Raw genomic sequence first — 17,909 nt, 5'->3', positions numbered from 1 at the left:
ATCTCAATATTTTAAGGAGAAAAAGGATGGAATCGATAAAATTGATTCTAATGAGGCTGAAACATTGCGTTTAAATTTTAACCATTAAGATTTTTATTAAGAAGTTAAGATTTATTAAGCAAATCAAATAGATTTTGAAAAGCATTAAGCCTAAAAGCGAAGCTAAACTTAATATTTCTTAACCTCTTAAATAATCTTTAATGGTTAAAAATTTATTCAAACAAAAAATGCGATCCCGAAAGACCGCATTCCATTAACAATATAATTTAATTTACTACTTCCAACCGCCACCTAAAGCTCGGTATAAATCTACAATACTGCTTAATCTCTGTCTTTTTACGGATGCAAGATTCAGTTCAGCCTGTAAAGAATTTCCCTGAGCTGTTATTACTTCTAAATAGTTTGCCATTCCGCCTTTGTAAAGCATTTCGGCACTTTTTATCCCGTTTTTCAGCGTTGCAACCTGTTCTGTTGCTTTTTGTTCCTGAACTTTTAAGCTTTCATTTGAAACCAAAGCATCAGAAACTTCACCCACAGCATTCAAAACAGATTGACGGAAAGCCAAAACGTTTTTCTCTCTTTGGATTTTAGCAACATTTAGATCTGTTTTCAATTGTCTTTTCTGGAAAATAGGCTGAGTCAATCCACCTAAAATAGAACCGAATAATGAAGCCGGAATCTGAAACCAATTATCAATTTTAAATGAATTTACTCCGCCATTCGCTGTAATCTTCAATGATGGATACATATTTGCCTGAGCAATTCCCACTATTGAATTAGATTCCAACAAAACCAATTCCTGCTGACGAACATCCGGACGACGGCTCACCATTGCCGCAGGAAGTCCAGCAGAAATATCTTGTGGTAAAGAAGTGTCGGACATTTCAATCGTTCTATCAACTTTATTTGGATTTTCACCAACTAAAATACTCAATGCATTTTCCTGAATTGCGATATTTTGTTCCAATTGGGTAATCAAAAGTTCAGTCGATTGCTTTTGAGCGGTTGCCTGCTGAACTCCCAAAGAAGTTGTATCGCCGCTTTGCCACAATTTTTCTGTAAGAGATAGAGTATTGGTGCTTAGTTCCAAGTTTGATTTTGCAATCTGTAATTGTTTATCAAGCATCAATAAATTATAATATCCTTGAGCAATCGCTGCAACAACCTGTGTCTGAATAGCTTTCGTTGCTTCATAAGTCTGCAGATACTGCATTTTTGAAACTTCCTGCTGATTCTTTATTTTACCCCAAATATCGGCTTCCCAAGAAAGATTGAAGGCTGCATTGTAATCTTCGACATAGCTTTTCCCTAAAAATAGATTTAAGCTTTGCCCGTTCATGCTGTTTTTTGAAGGCTTTGAAATCTGCGCAGTAACTCCGAAACCAACATCAGGATATTGAAGGTATTTTGCCTGTTTTAGTTTTTCCTGTGAAGAAGCAACCTGTTTTAAAGCAATCTGTAAATCGTAATTGTTTTTAATTCCTTTTTCGATCAAATTTTGCAGCATCGGATCGCTGAAAAACTTTCTCCATTCCAAATTCGCTACACTTGCAGTATCTGCAGTTGCGGTATATTTGAACGTTTCCGGAAGCTCAAGCTCAGGCTCTTTATATGCCAATTTTGACACGCAAGAGACCGAACCTAAAGCGAGTCCAAAAGCGAATATGATATTTATTATTCTTTTCATAATTTTTAAATATGACTTTTATTGACTACAAAACTTTGAGAAGTTGTTGATGCAAAGACGTCTTTAGTAGGATAAAATACTTTGCTTTTTATGATATAGTTTGAATAGTTGCTTCTCTATTTTTGGTAATTTGAACCATTAAGAACATTTAAGGAGTTAAGTATAATTAAGAAAAAATCAAATAGATTTTTAATAAGTATTGCATTAAAAGCGAAGCTTATCTTACTATTCTTAACTTCTTAATTAAAATCTTAATGGTTTAAATTAAATTTAAATATTCTCAAAGTTTTGTAAATCATTTTTTATTAATGAGCAGTAGCTAAAAGTTCTGCCTCCAATTTTTGTTTTTGAAGTCTTTTATTTTTTCTGCTCGGCATTTTTTCATGTAAATACTGGAAGATCACAAACATTACAGGAATAATGAAAATCCCGAATACAACTCCTGTAAACATTCCTCCAACGGTACTGATACCAATAGAATGGTTACCTTTTGCTGCTGCACCTTGAGACCAAACTAATGGAAGCATCCCAACGATAAAGGCAAATGAAGTCATCAAAATTGGTCTTAGACGTAATCTTGAAGCCTGAAGTGCAGATTCAAGTAACGTTCTTCCTGCTTTTCTTCTTTGTACGGCAAATTCTATAATCAAAATCGCATTCTTCGCTAACAATCCGACGAGCATGATTAAACCAACCTGAACATAAATATTATTATCAATTCCGGCCAATCCTGTGAATGCAAATACTCCGAAAATCCCTGTAGGAATTGTTAAAATAACTGCAAACGGAAGAATATAACTTTCATATTGAGCTGCCAATAAAAAGTAAACAAACAAAATACTTAATGCGAAAATGAAAGTCGTTTGTCCACCAGTTTTGATTTCCTCACGGGTAATTCCTGTCCATTCATATCCGAAACCTCTTGGAAGTGATTTCTGAGCAGTTTCTTCAACTGCTTTGATCGCATCTCCGGTACTGTAACCAGGTTTTGGAGTTCCGTTAATCGTAACGGCATTGAATAGGTTGTTTCTTGTTACCGTTTCAGGTCCGAAAGTTCTTTTTAAAGTAACTAATGTTTTTACAGGAACCATTTCGCCTGATTTATTTTTAACATAAATTCCTTCCAAAGAATTCGCATCTGTACGATAAGGAATATCTGCCTGAGCCATTACTCTGTAATATTTCCCGAATCTGTTAAAATCTGAAACGAAGCTACTTCCGTAATAGATCTGCATCGTCTGCATCAATTCTGTAATCGAAACTCCCAATTGATTTGCTTTGTCTGAATCTACATCAATCGTAAATTGTGGATTTCCAGCTGCATACGTTGTAAAGGCAAACGCAATTTCCGGACGCTTCATCAACTCTCCAATAAATGCCTGAGTTGTTGTTCCTAATTGTTCAAAAGAGCCGTTAGTTTTATCCTGAAGCATAAATTCGAAACCGGAAACGTTACCAAATCCCTGAATTGTAGGGAAGTTGAAGAAGAATGCATTCGCATCTTTTACTTGTGAAACTTTTCCTGTCAATCCCGCTGCAATCTGATCCGGATCGGTGATTTCACCACGTTGGTCATGATCTTTCAATTTAATGAAACCTGCAGAATATGGAGAAGCGTTTGCGTTACTGATAAAGTTCAGACCGTCTGCAACCCAAAGGTGATTTTTAGCTTTTTCACCGTTAATGATTTGATCAATCTGTTCCGTTGCTTTATGAGTTCTGTCTAATGAACTTCCCGGAGGAGTGTTCACAGCATATAAAATGAACCCTTGATCTTCTGTCGGAATAAATCCTGAAGGTGCTTTTTTAATCAAGAAAACACTTGAAGCAATAAGAAGGGCTAAACCACCGACTGCGACCCATTTATTTTTAATTAAAAATTTAAGGCTATAGATGTATTTTCTGGTCATGTTATCAAAACTTGCATTGAAAGCATTGAAAAATCTTGCTCCAAAACCTGTTTTCTTCCCATGTTCACCGTGTTCTCCTTGAGGATCATTCAGGAACATTGCACATAATGCCGGACTTAATGTTAAGGCGTTAACCGCAGAAATAAGAATTGCAATTACCAATGTAAAGGCAAACTGTCTGTAAAAAACTCCCGCAGGACCTTGCATGAAACCAACCGGAATAAATACGGCACACATTACCAATGTAATAGAGATAATCGCTCCGGAAATTTCACTCATTGAGCTCATTGTAGCATGCTCCACAGGCATTCCTGTACGTTCCATTTTGGAATGGACGGCTTCCACAACGACAATCGCGTCATCCACCACAATACCAATCGCGAGGACTAATGCGAATAGTGTCAACATATTGATACTGAATCCAAACAACTGAAGGAAGAAGAATGTACCGATAATCGCAACCGGAACAGCAATCGCAGGAATTAATGTAGATCTGAAATCCTGAAGGAAAATAAATACTACAATAAATACCAAAACGAAAGCAATTACTAAAGTCTCAACAACCTGATGAATTGATGCATCCAAGAAATCTTTTGAATTATACATTATGATCGGTTCAACTCCTTTTGGAAGGGTGGTTTTCATTTGATCAACCTGTTTTTCAATTTCAGTTAAGATTTCATTTGCATTTGAACCTGCAGTTTGAAGGATGGCAAATCCGGCAACGGGCTTACCATCCACTCTGTTAGCTGCTGTGTATGTGTAAGAACCGAATTCTACTCTTGCCACATCTTTCAGTCTTAGGAAAGAACCGTCGCTGTTCGCTTTGATGGCAATGTTTTCGTAGTCTTCGTTTTTATTTAATTTACCTTTATACTTTAAAATGTATTCGTAAGTTTCCTTACTTCCTTGTCCAAGACGACCGGGAGCAGCTTCTAAGTTGTGATCTTTTACTGCTGCCAAAACTTCCTGTGGAGAAAGATTGTTAGCCGCTAATCTATCCGGTTTCAGCCAAAGTCTCATTGAATAATCTCTTGTTCCGAAAACCTGCGCCTGAGCAACCCCAGGAATACGCTGAATTTGTGGAATAACATTGATTTTCAAATAATTCTGAAGGAAAAGTTCGTCATATTGTTTAGGGTCATCACTTGATAATCCCATAAACATAATCATACTGTTCTGTACTTTCTGCGTGGAAATTCCCGCCTGTACAACCTCCTGTGGAAGCTGACTCATCGCTTTGGATACACGGTTTTGAACGTTTATGGCTGCATTATCTGCATCTGATCCTTGTTTGAAAAATACACTCAAGGTCATTGTTCCGTCGTTACTGGAATTTGAGGTCATGTACGTCATGTTCTCAACTCCATTTACTGCTTCTTCAATCGGTGTGGCTACCGAACGAGCTACAACTTCCGCGTTCGCTCCCGGATAAAATGCCGTCACCTGAACACTTGGCGGAGCAATATCCGGAAAGAGGGCGATGGGTAAATTAAAGAGGGACAATGCCCCCAATAATAAAAGTATTATGGAGATGACCGTTGAAAGTACCGGTCTTTCTATAAATTGTTTTAACATAAGAAGTTTATTTTTTTAGTCTTCTGTATTCTGAAAAGAAGATTACAATGGTTTTGTTTTCAGTAAGCTATCAGAAGAAATCGGTTTCGCTTTGATAGAAGCACCATCTTTTAAGCTACCCAATCCTACATAAACGATCTTTTCTCCCGGCTGTAAACCTTCAGAAATAAAGTAATAGTTTTCAGTTTTTCCAGAAATTTTGATAGGCTTGCTGGTTACCTTCTGGTCTTTTCCGACTACGTAAACGTAAGTTTTATCCTGAATTTCGAAAGTAGATTCTTGTGGAATTATCACCGCATTTGACATTAACTGAGGCATACGAACACGTCCTGTGTTCCCTGTTCTCAATGTTCCGCTTGGATTTGGGAACACTGCACGAACGCTGATTGCGCCTGTTGTTTTATCAAATTGCCCGTCAACAATGGTCATTTTACCTTTTTGAGGATAGACGCTGTTGTCAGCGATCACCAATTCTACCATTGGCATATCTTTTAATTTCTCTTCTAAGGTTGCTCCCTGATATTTATTTTGAAAAGCAATAAAATCAAGTTCGCTTAAAGAAAAGTAGGCGTAAATCTCGCTGATGTCTGACAATAAAGTCAATGGACTAGGATCTGTTCTTGAAATCAGACTTCCTTTTTTGTAAGGAATTCTTCCGATATATCCGCTTACTGGGGCTGTGATTGTTGTGAATCCAACGTTGATTCTTGCGCCACCAACAGAAGCTTTCGCCTGTGAAGCGGCTGCAACTGCGGCTGCATAATTTGCTTTTGCAGTTCTTAATTGTACATCAGAAACTACTTTTGCAGCTACAAGAGGTTCCAGTCTGTCAACTTCTACTTTTGCTTTTTGGATGTTGGCATTTGCCACTTGTAAATTAGCATTTGCCATATTCATTTGCTCTCCGTAAGCTCTTGAATCTATTTTGAATAAAGGTTGTCCGGCTCTTACATAAGCGCCTTCTTCCACATAAATTCTATCTAAATATCCGTCTACCTGCGATCTGATTTCCACATTGTTTTTTCCTTCCAATGCGGTTGGGAATTCCTGATATGTTGTAGCTGGAGAAGAAATTATTGTATAAACGGGCAGTTCAGGAGTGGGAGGAGCCATATTTCCTCCTTCAGCCGCCTTTGTGCAGTTTTGTAAAAGGATAATACTTGATATAAGTACGATAAACCTTATTTTTCCAGGTATTTTCATTTTTGATTTAAGTTTTTTAATGAAGTGTTAAATTAATTAATGTTGTTTCTAAATTAAATTCCGTTAATTTTACTAACAGTGTTAACTATTAGTTCAAAAAAAATTAAAGAATTTTTAATGTTACTCAATTTTTGATTTTCATGATTTTAAATTTAGTTTTAGAAGATGATGAGATGATAGTTTTAAATTGGATGTAATTATTACTAACGGTGTTAATTAATTTTGAAAAAAATATATATTATATTTTTAAACTGACGATTCTTATTATTTTGTTTAATACTGATGAACAAAAGCTTAAAAACCATCGTTATTAATTCTAACGGCGTTAATGATAAGGGAAGAAAATTGCCATAAGCATTGTTATAAAATCGTATTTCATTTTTTTAAATTTATTTTAAGTTATTTGAATTTTTGAATAATTTTAATTATTACATGTTACTTTTTCTAACGGTGTTAAGTTTTAATTCAAAAAAAAATTACAAAGACTTAATGAAAGCAGTAACTGTTTCATCCAAAGTCGTCTTATTCATCGTAGAAGGAATGTCGTCATTACGCATCATCATAATCGAAATTAATCCATGCACCGCTGAAAACAATGCGTGAGAAGAGTGACAAGCATTATCAGGATTTGAACCTTTTTTCTTGATAATCTCATAAGTGCACTCATAAAGCATATCCTGAAAAGATGAAAATTCTTCCTTCATCATTCCTTTTCCGCTGCACTGCATTCCCAAACCAAACATCAATTGATAATATTCTTTATTTTTAAAAGCAAATTTCCAATACGCATCCACAATAGCAACAATTTGTTCTTCTGGAGTATCGTGTTTTTTTTGGGCTTTTAATAATTCGATGTGAAGACAGTGAAAACCATTTAAAGAAATTTCAAATAAAATAGCTTCCTTGTTTTCAAAATAATCATAGACTACCGGAGCACTGTATTCAATAGCATCGGCAATTTTTCTTATCGAAAGAGATGCCCAACCTTCTGTTTTAGCCAAAGTAAAAGCCGCGTCCAAAATATTTGCACGAGTATTTTCTTTCTCTCTTTGACGACGTTCATGTACTCCCATGATTTCTTTTTTCTAACAGCGTTAGCAAAACTACTGACTTTTTACTATACTTTCCAAACAATTTTTTACTTTTAACTTTTAATAAAGGATTGTAAAATAGTATCATAAGTAAGTTAAACGCTGTGAGAACGGTAGCTAGAAGTTATTTTAAATGTGTGATTTTGAAGTTATTGTAAAAATTAATATTGTAGATAGGTTAATTCAATTGGAAATGATGCTTTTCTGAAATATATAACATCTTTCTTTTGAGATTAAGCTTCCTTACTATATACTAAAAGAAATTTTTATCTTTGTGCATAAATAAAAAAATATGGATACTCCCTCAAATATGATGGAATTGGGTACAAAAGCACCGTTTTTTGAACTTCCAAACCCGTCAAAAACTAACGAAATTCAGTCGCTGGACGACTTGAAAGGAGAAAAAGGAACTTTGGTAATCTTTATGTGTAACCATTGTCCGTTTGTTCTTCACGCGATTGATAAGTTACATGAATTGTATGAAGATTATAATGAAAGAGGGATTGAATTTATCGCTATTAATTCGAATAATGTAGAAAAATATCCTGCAGATTCTCCGGAAAAAATGATTGAATTCCAAATCGAAAGAAATTTTGATTTTCCTTATTTATATGACGAAAGCCAGGCGATTGCAAAAGCTTATGATGCAGCTTGTACACCGGATTTCTTTTTCTTTGATGAGAAATTAGATCTTGTTTACAGAGGTCAAATGGACGATTCAAGACCAGGAAATCATAAAGATGTAACTGGCGAAGATTTAATTATAGCTTTTGAAAATCTTTTGTTGGGTGAACCGCAAGAAGGAATTCAGAGACCAAGTATGGGCTGTAACATTAAGTGGAAGTAATTTGGTGGATGGTTTTTAGTGTCGGTTGATGGTATTGCAATTCGATGACTTTTGAAAATTAACTATAACTTATAAAATAGAAACTCCGGAAAATTAATTTTCCGGAGTTTCTTTATCAATAGGAATGAACTTTAGTTTTGTTATTTAAATATAAAATTCAAATTAGATTTTGTTGAAATTTCAAATCTCAAATTTAAAAAAACGGATTATGCTGTTTTTCAAAACCAATATTTGTAGGATTTCCATGTCCTGAAAAAACCTGTGTTTCATCATCCAAAACAAAAAGTTTAGTTTTAATTCCTTCAATTAAATGTTCGTAATTTCCTTTATATAAATCAGTTCTTCCGATGCTTCCTTCAAATAAAACATCTCCTGAAATGATAAATTTCTGAGTTTCGTTATGGTAAACCACACTTCCCGGAGAGTGTCCCGGAACATGATAAATCTTGAATTTTTCACCGTCAAAATCAAGTTCGTCACCTTCAATTACATATTCTAAATCCACATTAATATGGTCAAGCTCAAAACCAAATCTCATTCCGCTTACTTGGAACATATCTAAAACTTCCTTGTCATCCTGATGCATCGTTACTGGGACTTTATAAGTATCAAATGCCCATTGTAAGCCCAATACATGATCAATATGAGCATGAGTCAGAATGATTTTTGTTATTTTTAAATCGTTTTCAGTGATGAAATTTGAAATTACCTTAGTTTCCTGTTCATTCATATTTCCCGGATCGATTAACCAAGCGTTTTTATTTTCATTAAAAAGAAGGTAGGTGTTTTCACTCGCAAAATTGAATACAAAAGGCTGTATCTGAAACATATTTAGATTAATTTTTCATCAAAAATACGATAATAATAGTGAAATGCCCATTTTTCATTATCTTCGTAAGAATGAAAACGTTGCAGATATTTTTACTAAGTTTAGGTTCTTTCGCTTTTGGGCAGAATATTCAGAGTGTACAGTTGTTTAATCCTCAAACCAATGATGAAACTCCTGTAATCACGATGAGCCAACAATTGATTTTGAGTTTCGATGATTTAACCAATTCAAGTGAAATTTACCGTTACACGATTAAGCATTTTGACAGAAACTGGGAAGATGATAATCTTTTTTTTAGCGAAATTGCAAATGGCTCGATGAATGCAATGTTGGATCAGTTTCAGTATTCATTTAATACACTTCAGGCTTATACACATTATAAATTAACATTTCCAAACGATAAAATTCAGCCTAAAATTTCAGGTAATTTTGAATTGATTGTTTATAAAAGTTCTGCAGATCAACCACTTTTTAAAAGAAGATTTTCTATTGTGGAAGATAATGTGAATCTGGCTTTAAATATTTCAAGAATTGCAGATGCAAAAAATCCAAACATTAATCAAAGGGTAGAAGTACAGGCAGTTGCAAAAGCCGGAGATTTAACTTCAAATGTAAATTCTATGACACTTACCGTGATGCAGAATAACAATCCGAATATGAAAATTATCAACCAGAAACCGAGTGCGACGATGGGAAATAAATTACTTTTCCAACAGTTGAATTTGGCTTTTCCGGGAAATAATGAGTTTTATTATTTCGATAATAAAAATATGAGAATGGCTGCAGATATGGTTCGTGAAACGGGAGTTTTAGATGGGGTTAATCAAACATATCTTCATCCGGTTTGGGCATATCCTTTAAATTATCAATATCAACCGGATGTAAATGGAGCTTGGTATTACAGACGAAACGATTTGGGACTGGAAAGAGATGCGAATCGTGAAGCAGATTATGCCTGGGTTCATTTTTCTTTAGATTCCGATCTGATGGATAAGGAATTGTATGTTGTTGGTGGTTTCAATGATTTCAAAGCAAGCAAAGAATTTCAAATGCAATATGATGAAGCGGCTAAGAAGTACATTGCTAAAATTTATATGAAACAAGGTTTTTATAACTATATTTTAGCGACAAAAGAACCCAATGGATCTTTAAATTTAGGTGAAATCAATGGTAATTTCTGGCAAACCGAAAATCTTTATCAGGCATTTTTATATTACAAACCTTTCGGTAGAAATTATGATGGTTTGGCTGGTTATGGAGAATTCAGAACACCGGTGAGGTAAAATACAAAACCTTACAGCTTGCACATCTGTAAGGTTCTGTCAAAAAGTGTTTGTTGTCTTAAAGTAAGACTACAACAGAAAAATTAAACTATATAATAATGTCAAAAAAGTTCTAAACTAAAAGACGTTTTTAATTGTTTTCCTTAAAAATCGCCGTTATAAAAAGACTTTCATTATCTTCAAATAAATAATGAATCTGAACAGGGAAGTTTTCTGTTTTGCAAACCTGTAGTTCCTTATTTTTAATATCTATGTTTTCAGAATCGTGTAGTATTTTGTAAATAGATTCTTTCAAATCATCTAAAAAATATTTGTCTTTGTATTGTTCTTCTGCATTAAAAACTCTCATCAGCATTTTGATGTCATTTTTTGCGATTGATGACAGTAAAACTTTCATCACGCACAAATTTTTTCAAGCTCAGTCAGGTTTTCAAAAAAATCAAGCTTCGTTTTTGGATTTTCGGTATGAAATTCCAATCGGTACAAAACCTCATCAAGATGAAACTGGGGAATCACAGATTGCGGAACAGTTTCAAGATTCTCTACAATCTTTGTAAATGCTTCAATAAGGTCCGGAGTGAAACTTTCGATCTTTCTTTTTAAAATTTCTATGCTTGTTTCCATCTTTTCTAATGTTTTTAAATCTAACCCCTGTTTTTTAATAGGGTAAAGGTAATGAAAAATATTAAATTACAAAACAAACCCCTAATAAATTTATATAAATTTTAAATAAAATATGTTATTAAAATAATTAACCCCTATTTTTTAAGGGGTGTTTTCTAATATTTAATAAAAAAAAGACACTTAAAGTATAATTAAGTGTCTTTTGTAATATATTAAGATTAAATTTATTTTAAACCAAATAAAATTCATTCAGTTTTTCTTCACAAAGGGTCTTTACAACTTCTATCCATCGGTCTTCATCATTCAAACAAGGAATATAATGGAAGTTTTCTCCGCCACCATGCTCAAACTGATGTTTTCCTTCTACTGAAATTTCCTCTAAAGTTTCCAAACAATCAGAAACGAAAGCCGGACAAACGATTGCAAGGTTTTTAATTCCTTTTTTACCGATAGTTTCCAGAGTTTCATCGGTATAAGGTTCCATCCACTTGTCTTTTCCCAATCTCGATTGAAAAGTAACCATTACTTTTTCTTTTGGTAAACCTATTTTTTTAATCACAGAATTGGTTACATCAAAACATTGATGACGATAGCAAAACTGATGACTAGGATTGTTTTCACGAGTACAGCAATCGTTTAGATTACAGGTATTCGTAGGGTCTGTCTTATAAATATGTCTCTCCGGAACTCCGTGATATGAAAACTGTAAAGCATCGAAATTTTCGGGAAGTTTTTCCTTAATGCTTTCTGCTAAACAGTCTGTGTAAATTTCTCGGTTGTAAAAAGGCTGCACGTAATTAATCTTAATTCCTGGAAATTTCTTTTTTCTTACTTCTTCAGCTTTTTCAATCACCGTTTCTGTCGTACTCATTGCATATTGCGGATAGAGTGGGAATAAAACAATTTCTGAAACTCCTTGATCCACTAATTTCTGAATTCCTGCTTCAATGCTTGGTTGAGCATATCGCATCCCAATTTCTACCGGAACATCAACTAATTTCTGAAGTTTTTTCTGAATTTTCTGAGTGATGACAATTAACGGCGATCCTTCGTCTGTCCAAACTGTTTTGTAAGCTTCGGCAGATTTTGCAGGTCTTGTATTCAAAATAATTCCCTGAACCAAAAGTGCACGGAAAAACCATCGGTAATCAATCACTTTTTCGTCCATCAAAAATTCATCAAGATATTCTCGTACGTCGGGTACGGAAGTAGATCTTGGTGAACCGAGATTGACTAATAATATTCCCTTTCGGTTATTGGTTGTTGGTTGTTGGTTATTGGTTTTCAAATCTTCATTTTTTTAATCCTTCCAGTTGTGATATACCATCAACTGAAAACTATTAACTAAACTATCCGTTTACGGCTTCCACTCTTTCTACTAATTCCGGAACGAATTGTTTTAAAATGTTTTCAATTCCTCCTTTTAATGTAGCAGTTGAACTTGGACAGCCTGAACAAGCACCTTGTAGCAACATCTTTGCCGTTTTGTTGGCAGCATCATATTCCATCAAAGAAATTTTTCCACCGTCGTTCTCTACGGCAGGAGCAACATATTCATTTAAAATATCCGAAATTTTCTGTTCGTCATCTGTATAATCTCTGTTGATGATTTTTTCTACAGGATTTTCATGTTTCTGAGCTTCAATAGTTGCAATTTCGCCACCACTTTGAAGATATTCTGCAATATATCCACGAACTGCCATCATTACCTGATGCCATTCTACAGAATTATCTCTTGTAACGGCTACGAAATTATCAGAAATAAAAACTTCGTTTGCGAAATCAAATTCAGTAAAAATAGCCTGAGCTAAAGGAACGCCTTCTGCTCCGTTTCTTGATTTTACTTCCACAAATCCGTCCATCAGCATTTTACTTGAAACAAATTTCATCACATTCGGATTCGGAGTCATCTCCGCATAAATCTCAATCATCTCCTTTTTCTTCTGTAAATAAATTCTTGGATTGGCTAAAAGTTCGTCCTCAATTACATTTTTCAGGCTTTCTGCAACATGTTCCCATTCTACAGTATCTTGTTTTGCAACCGCAACAAAATTAGCGGTAATGAAAATTCTTTCCACAAAAGGATAGTTGAAAAGTTCCTGTGCTAAGGGAATTTCTGATATATCTGAATCTCTGTCCAATTCCAGTGAACCCGGAATCAAATTGTAATCAGCTACAAATTTCATCACTTTCGGGTTTTCTGTTGGTTCTATAAGTATCGTACGCATTTTTTCGTTAAATTTGAGAGTACAAAAATACGGATAAGAACTTAGAAGCTGGGTGTTGGAAGTTAGATTTTTGCTATCACTATAATTTGCAATTTGTGATTTCAGTAATCTGCATTTTCAAATTAGCTTATTATAAAATTTTCAAATTAATTTAAATGGCACTTATAAAAGAACTTTTAGGAAAGACACCGCAAATTGGTGAAAATACATTTTTGGCAGAAACGGCAACGATTATCGGAAATGTAACGATGGGAAAAGACTGCAGTATTTGGTATAATGCTGTAATCAGAGGCGATGTACATTACATTAAAATGGGAAATAAAGTAAATGTACAGGATAATGCAATGCTTCATTGCACCTACGAGAAATTCCCTTTGGAAATCGGGAATAACGTTTCTATCGGGCACAATGCGATTGTTCACGGTTGCAGAATTCATGATAATGTTTTAATAGGAATGGGTTCTATCGTAATGGATGACTGTACGATTGAAGAAAATTCTATTGTTGGAGCAGGTTCTGTGGTGACTCAGGGAACGCATATAAAATCTGGTGAAGTTTGGGGCGGAGTTCCGGCAAGAAAAATTAAAGATATTTCTGCAGCACTTTTAGAAGGAGAAGTCAACAGAATTGCAGATAATTATGTGAAATATTCTTCTTGGTATAAAGATTAATAGGTAGCAGAATTTAGATAATAGGTAGTAGTTTTAAAATTAACTGTTTATTATTTGGAATCAATTTTATATTAAATAAAAAGTTCTGATTAATTTCAATCAGAACTTTTTATTAAGCCTTGTGTCTTGAATCTTTTTAAAACACTAAAACTCCTTTTCCGTTTTCACATTTCACAGAGGTCGGCTCTGGAGCCATCATACAATCTGAAGTGATGCTATACTTTTTATTAAATTCTGACATTCTTTGAGTGTAACTTTCTATTTTAGGAAGAATTTCAGTTTCTATTTTTTTAGGATAAGCGATGTAACCTGTTGGTCCACCGCAAGCTTTAGAACCGATTGGTGCGAAAGTCCAATCTGCATTTCTAGTACATTTTTCTTTTGCAATTTCAGATTCTATGGCAATTTTTATTTTATCTAAAGCTGCTAATTCATACTTTTGATTGTTTTCATCTGCAGGTCTTTCCGAAATATCTTTAGGTAAAGTTGAAGGATCTCCAGAACTTGAAGAAGCGCACGAACTTATTGTAAATGCGGTGATTATAGCGATTATTGATGATTTAATGACTAAGTTTTTCATAATTTATTTTTTCTAAAACGCATCAAAGTTTATGCCCTACTAACATTTTCCGTAAATTTGCAAACGATGAACAATCATTTTTTTGACTTAATTGAATATACCAGCCGAAGTGTTTTTCTTACAGGAAAAGCAGGAACGGGTAAGACTACATTTCTAAACGAATTTGTAAAGAAAACGAAAAAAAAGCACATTGTTGTAGCGCCCACGGGAATTGCAGCCATCAATGCAGGCGGAGTTACCATTCACTCTATGTTTGGTTTGCCTTTGCGTACTTTTTTGCCGACAACAGATCGTATCGACAGTAGTTTGGCCAATAATATTATCGATCTTCAACAACATTTCAAATACCGAAAAGATAAGCTAAAACTTTTAAGAGAAGTTGAGGTTTTGATTATTGATGAGGTTTCTATGCTTCGAGCCGATGTTTTGGATATGATGGATTTTTCTTTACGATTTATCCGTAGAAATAATCAGCGTTTTGGTGGAGTTCAGATGTTGTTCATCGGAGATTTATATCAGCTTCCTCCTGTTGTGAGAGATGAGCATGTCTTGAAAATGTTTTACAATTCGCCTTTCTTTTTCGATAGTTTGGCGATTAAAGATATTCCTTTATTAACCATTGAATTAACGAAAGTCTACCGTCAAACCGATCAGGAATTTTTAGAAATATTAAATGCGATTCGTGACGGAGATGTTGCCAATATCGATTTTAATCATCTGAACGAAAGATACGATCCCAGTTTTGAAGCCGGAGAAGAACCTTACGTTTATCTCTGTTCGCACAACAAAATGGCAGACGATATCAATCAGGAAAAACTGAAAGATATAAAAGTCAGTCCCAAGTCTTACGAAGCCAAACTTTTTGGTGAGTTTAAAGAAAATCAGTTTCCGAATGACCAGTTTTTAGAATTGAAAATCGGAGCTCAGGTCATGTTTATCAGAAATGATATTACGGGAGAAAAGAAATACTTCAATGGTAAATTGGGTGAAATTTCTTCTTTAGACGAAAACGAAATTAAAGTGGTTCTTGAAGGAAGTGAGCGTGAAATTACCGTAAAAAGAGAAGTCTGGGAACAGAAAAAATATTCTCTCGATACCGATAAAAATATTAAAGAAGAAGTTTTAGGGAGCTTTGAGCAGTTTCCTATAAAATTAGCTTGGGCGGTGACGATTCACAAAAGTCAAGGTTTAACGTTTGATAAAGTGATTATCGATGCCGGAAAAAGTTTTACAGCGGGTCAGGTTTATGTGGCTTTGTCGCGTTGCCGAACTTTGGAAGGAATTATTTTAAAATCTAAAATTACTCCAGAAGTTATTTTTAAAGACAATCGTATTCTAAAATTTCAGGGTGAAACTCAGGCAAATGATAATGTTGAAAGTATTTTAAATCAGGAAAAATACGATTACAGCATCAGAAAAGTGCTTCGTACAGTAGATTGTCAATGGTTTTTAAAAGAAGTAGAGCAGTGGAATAATCTTTCAATTGTTACCAAAAGTATCGACCGTACAAAATCGAATCAGTTGTATCTTCAGTTGAAGCGTGATGTTTTAAATCTAGGTAAAATCTTTGAAAAACTGGAACGTATTATTTTCCAGAAAGTCAATTTATTTATTGAAAAGAAAGAAGATTGGGCAGAAATTGAAGGTAAATCAAAAGGAGCCGTTAACTTCTTTTTTACAGAAATAAGAGATAAGGTTTTTAATCCTTTGAAAGATTTTTATGCTGAAATAAAAGGAGCAAAAGGTTTAAAACAATACAATGAAGAGCTTAAAAACTGGCTCGAAGATATTGAAGAATATCTAAACAGTCTAAAGGAAATTCATTTATTGGAAGCCAAACTTCTGGATGAAAAAAATGACAAGGAAGTCAGTATGAAAATTGCGAAAGTTCCGTCTCAGGTTCTTACTTTTCAGTTGTTTGAAGAAGGGAAAACGATTTCCGAAATTGCAATGGAAAGAGGTTTGGTAAAAGAAACTGTGATTGGGCATTTGGCAAAATTTGCAGAACAAGGTTTGCTGGATATTGCGAGAGTCATTACTTCCGATAAAATTAAAACGTTTCAGGAAATGTTTCGTAGAGATCCAAAAGAAACTTTAAACGAATGGAAAGCTGCACTTCCAAATGATTTTGAATTTAATGAAATCAGGATTTTGATTAATCATTTTACGTATCAGAAAGAAAAAAATAATAATTAAAATAAAAGGATTTGGTGAAAACCGAATCCTTCTTTATTTAAATACTGCTTAACTTTCTTTTGTTATTATCCCAATATGTTGCACTTCGGCTTTCGTTCATAAATTTTACTTCTGTATTTTCGAGTTCATTAAATCTACTTTTATCAGTTTTAGAAAATTCAATTATTGTAAAATTTTTCTCATCAAGAATATCAAAATCAACTAATTTTAAGTATTCATCAATAGAATTTTTATCAATCATTATTTTTCCTCCGCCACACCAATGTCTGTTCTGTCCGTTTTTCTTGACTCCTGAAATCCAATATTCTTCACCGGTTTCAATATCAAAATGATTTCCCCAAGTTCCGGGATTTTTCAATTTTTTCAATTCTTTTCCATCAAAATAAACTGTTTGACCAGATTTTGAAAATTCTACAAAACCAATCCAAGCCAATCCGTGATGATCTTTAGATTTGTTTTCGATGTACATTATTTTTGATTGCATAAATTACAAGGGTTTTATAGAAAGAGCATAATAATTTTTGTCTGATTTATTTTTGTAAAGATAAATTGCATTTTTATTAATCACTCCATATTTGTATTGAAATGATTTTCTGGATTTTTTGAAATGAATGGTATCATTAATAATTTTATATTCTCCTTTAATTCGGTCTATCCCAAAACAAATATCCTCATATATAAATTTTTCGTTGGTTTTTAATTTAAGAGTGGCTGTGCAATTTGCAACTCCTTCAGCTTGTGCTACAATTCTGTTTTCGCCTTCCAGATTTTCAAAATTAATAATGCCTATAGGTTTTACAACAATTAATACTAAGCATGAGATCATAAATATTAACAGAATATTTCTAGATTTTTCACTGAAATTATTTTTCGCTGAAATATATAATTGTCTGACTAATTCTATGGATAAAATGAAAAAGATTATAAAAACTAATATTATAACGAACATGAATAGTATTCCAAGTTCACTTTCCCAAAAATATGAAGTATTGATTATTAAAAATATCAGTGTCGTTAAAATAATTTGTAGTGGAAATTTTTTAAACATATTTTGGTTTAGCTTAAATCAAATATACAAACTAAGTTCACAACTTATAATTAATATCATTTTAAATGAAACTTTTTTCCAATAGTTTTTCCCACAACATACCAATCAATTCCATCAATTACAAAAAGTAACTA

At 33.7% G+C, this 17,909-nt stretch carries 16 protein-coding genes; 4 read left to right on the top strand and 12 right to left on the bottom strand.

What is annotated here, in order from left to right; genetic code table 11:
• Window positions 1–274: 274 nt before the first annotated feature.
• From OF897_RS19275 to OF897_RS19260, 4 genes are all read right to left on the bottom strand, one after another.
• Entirely contained in the window at window positions 275–1,687 is a 1,413-nt protein-coding gene (locus OF897_RS19275; RefSeq protein ID WP_267267297.1) for an efflux transporter outer membrane subunit, read from the bottom strand.
• Window positions 1,688–1,992: 305 nt separating this feature from the next.
• On the bottom strand, window positions 1,993–5,175 hold the full coding sequence (locus OF897_RS19270) for an efflux RND transporter permease subunit (RefSeq protein WP_267267296.1): 3,183 nt from the start codon (window positions 5,173–5,175) through the stop codon (window positions 1,993–1,995).
• A gap of 42 nt (window positions 5,176–5,217) precedes the next feature.
• Entirely contained in the window at window positions 5,218–6,378 is a 1,161-nt protein-coding gene (locus tag OF897_RS19265) for an efflux RND transporter periplasmic adaptor subunit (RefSeq protein ID WP_267267295.1), read from the bottom strand.
• Between the two features lie 476 nt (window positions 6,379–6,854).
• Entirely contained in the window at window positions 6,855–7,451 is a 597-nt protein-coding gene (locus OF897_RS19260) for a TetR/AcrR family transcriptional regulator (RefSeq protein ID WP_267267294.1), read from the bottom strand.
• 310 nt (window positions 7,452–7,761) lie between these two features.
• Here OF897_RS19260 and OF897_RS19255 point away from each other — a divergent pair, with 310 nt between their 5' ends.
• Window positions 7,762–8,316 carry a thioredoxin family protein gene (locus tag OF897_RS19255; RefSeq protein WP_267267293.1) on the top strand — a complete coding sequence of 185 codons (555 nt, stop codon included), beginning with the start codon at window positions 7,762–7,764 and terminating at the stop codon, window positions 8,314–8,316.
• Between the two features lie 193 nt (window positions 8,317–8,509).
• On the opposite strand, the gene OF897_RS19250 is transcribed toward OF897_RS19255, so the two are convergent.
• A complete protein-coding gene (locus OF897_RS19250; RefSeq protein WP_267267292.1) occupies window positions 8,510–9,145 on the bottom strand; it encodes an MBL fold metallo-hydrolase in 636 nt (211 codons plus the stop codon).
• A 71-nt stretch (window positions 9,146–9,216) separates the two neighbouring features.
• Here OF897_RS19250 and OF897_RS19245 point away from each other — a divergent pair, with 71 nt between their 5' ends.
• Complete coding sequence (locus tag OF897_RS19245) at window positions 9,217–10,428, top strand: type IX secretion system plug protein (protein ID WP_267267291.1); 1,212 nt, start codon at window positions 9,217–9,219, stop codon at window positions 10,426–10,428.
• Window positions 10,429–10,558: 130 nt separating this feature from the next.
• Here the strand turns inward: OF897_RS19245 and OF897_RS19240 are convergent, their stop codons facing one another.
• The 4 genes from OF897_RS19240 to OF897_RS19225 all read right to left on the bottom strand — a co-directional run bounded on the left by OF897_RS19240 (window position 10,559) and on the right by OF897_RS19225 (window position 13,280).
• Complete coding sequence (locus tag OF897_RS19240) at window positions 10,559–10,825, bottom strand: hypothetical protein (RefSeq protein WP_267267290.1); 267 nt, start codon at window positions 10,823–10,825, stop codon at window positions 10,559–10,561.
• The gene (locus OF897_RS19235; protein ID WP_267267289.1) at window positions 10,825–11,052 is read right to left on the bottom strand and encodes a hypothetical protein; all 228 of its coding nucleotides are present in this window, start codon (window positions 11,050–11,052) and stop codon (window positions 10,825–10,827) included. Before OF897_RS19235 ends, OF897_RS19240 begins: the two co-directional genes overlap by 1 nt.
• A gap of 229 nt (window positions 11,053–11,281) precedes the next feature.
• On the bottom strand, window positions 11,282–12,340 hold the full coding sequence (hemH, locus tag OF897_RS19230; protein ID WP_267267288.1) for a ferrochelatase: 1,059 nt from the start codon (window positions 12,338–12,340) through the stop codon (window positions 11,282–11,284).
• A 61-nt stretch (window positions 12,341–12,401) separates the two neighbouring features.
• Window positions 12,402–13,280, bottom strand: coding sequence for a NifU family protein (locus OF897_RS19225; protein WP_267267287.1), 879 nt, complete (start codon window positions 13,278–13,280; stop codon window positions 12,402–12,404).
• Between the two features lie 155 nt (window positions 13,281–13,435).
• Between OF897_RS19225 and OF897_RS19220 the strand changes: the two genes are divergently transcribed.
• The gene (locus tag OF897_RS19220; protein ID WP_267267286.1) at window positions 13,436–13,951 is read left to right on the top strand and encodes a gamma carbonic anhydrase family protein; all 516 of its coding nucleotides are present in this window, start codon (window positions 13,436–13,438) and stop codon (window positions 13,949–13,951) included.
• A 136-nt stretch (window positions 13,952–14,087) separates the two neighbouring features.
• Here OF897_RS19220 and OF897_RS19215 read toward each other — a convergent pair whose 3' ends face one another.
• Window positions 14,088–14,531 (bottom strand): hypothetical protein, encoded by a 444-nt coding sequence (locus OF897_RS19215; protein WP_267267285.1) that lies wholly within the window; start codon window positions 14,529–14,531, stop codon window positions 14,088–14,090.
• 66 nt (window positions 14,532–14,597) lie between these two features.
• Between OF897_RS19215 and OF897_RS19210 the strand changes: the two genes are divergently transcribed.
• Window positions 14,598–16,727 (top strand): helix-turn-helix domain-containing protein, encoded by a 2,130-nt coding sequence (locus tag OF897_RS19210; protein ID WP_267267284.1) that lies wholly within the window; start codon window positions 14,598–14,600, stop codon window positions 16,725–16,727.
• 37 nt (window positions 16,728–16,764) lie between these two features.
• On the opposite strand, the gene OF897_RS19205 is transcribed toward OF897_RS19210, so the two are convergent.
• Window positions 16,765–17,211 (bottom strand): hypothetical protein, encoded by a 447-nt coding sequence (locus tag OF897_RS19205; protein ID WP_267267283.1) that lies wholly within the window; start codon window positions 17,209–17,211, stop codon window positions 16,765–16,767.
• Between the two features lie 3 nt (window positions 17,212–17,214).
• On the bottom strand, window positions 17,215–17,775 hold the full coding sequence (locus OF897_RS19200; RefSeq protein ID WP_267267282.1) for a hypothetical protein: 561 nt from the start codon (window positions 17,773–17,775) through the stop codon (window positions 17,215–17,217).
• Window positions 17,776–17,909: the final 134 nt, after the last annotated feature.

The organism is Chryseobacterium formosum, assembly GCF_026460885.1.
Taxonomy (GTDB): domain Bacteria; phylum Bacteroidota; class Bacteroidia; order Flavobacteriales; family Weeksellaceae; genus Chryseobacterium; species Chryseobacterium formosus.
Note: the sequence above shows the minus strand (reverse complement) of the source record. Positions and strands in the feature narration are given on the sequence as shown.

What these genes read in the sequence shown, in the direction of transcription:
- OF897_RS19275 (WP_267267297.1), bottom strand. Translation starts at nt 1,687, where the DNA reads ATGAAAAGAATAATAAATATCATATTCGCTTTTGGACTCGCTTTAGGT.
- OF897_RS19270 (WP_267267296.1), bottom strand. Translation starts at nt 5,175, where the DNA reads ATGTTAAAACAATTTATAGAAAGACCGGTACTTTCAACGGTCATCTCC.
- OF897_RS19265 (WP_267267295.1), bottom strand. Translation starts at nt 6,378, where the DNA reads ATGAAAATACCTGGAAAAATAAGGTTTATCGTACTTATATCAAGTATT.
- OF897_RS19260 (WP_267267294.1), bottom strand. Translation starts at nt 7,451, where the DNA reads ATGGGAGTACATGAACGTCGTCAAAGAGAGAAAGAAAATACTCGTGCA.
- OF897_RS19255 (WP_267267293.1), top strand. Translation starts at nt 7,762, where the DNA reads ATGGATACTCCCTCAAATATGATGGAATTGGGTACAAAAGCACCGTTT.
- OF897_RS19250 (WP_267267292.1), bottom strand. Translation starts at nt 9,145, where the DNA reads ATGTTTCAGATACAGCCTTTTGTATTCAATTTTGCGAGTGAAAACACC.
- OF897_RS19245 (WP_267267291.1), top strand. Translation starts at nt 9,217, where the DNA reads ATGAAAACGTTGCAGATATTTTTACTAAGTTTAGGTTCTTTCGCTTTT.
- OF897_RS19240 (WP_267267290.1), bottom strand. Translation starts at nt 10,825, where the DNA reads ATGAAAGTTTTACTGTCATCAATCGCAAAAAATGACATCAAAATGCTG.
- OF897_RS19235 (WP_267267289.1), bottom strand. Translation starts at nt 11,052, where the DNA reads ATGGAAACAAGCATAGAAATTTTAAAAAGAAAGATCGAAAGTTTCACT.
- OF897_RS19225 (WP_267267287.1), bottom strand. Translation starts at nt 13,280, where the DNA reads ATGCGTACGATACTTATAGAACCAACAGAAAACCCGAAAGTGATGAAA.
- OF897_RS19220 (WP_267267286.1), top strand. Translation starts at nt 13,436, where the DNA reads ATGGCACTTATAAAAGAACTTTTAGGAAAGACACCGCAAATTGGTGAA.
- OF897_RS19215 (WP_267267285.1), bottom strand. Translation starts at nt 14,531, where the DNA reads ATGAAAAACTTAGTCATTAAATCATCAATAATCGCTATAATCACCGCA.
- OF897_RS19210 (WP_267267284.1), top strand. Translation starts at nt 14,598, where the DNA reads ATGAACAATCATTTTTTTGACTTAATTGAATATACCAGCCGAAGTGTT.
- OF897_RS19205 (WP_267267283.1), bottom strand. Translation starts at nt 17,211, where the DNA reads ATGCAATCAAAAATAATGTACATCGAAAACAAATCTAAAGATCATCAC.
- OF897_RS19200 (WP_267267282.1), bottom strand. Translation starts at nt 17,775, where the DNA reads ATGTTTAAAAAATTTCCACTACAAATTATTTTAACGACACTGATATTT.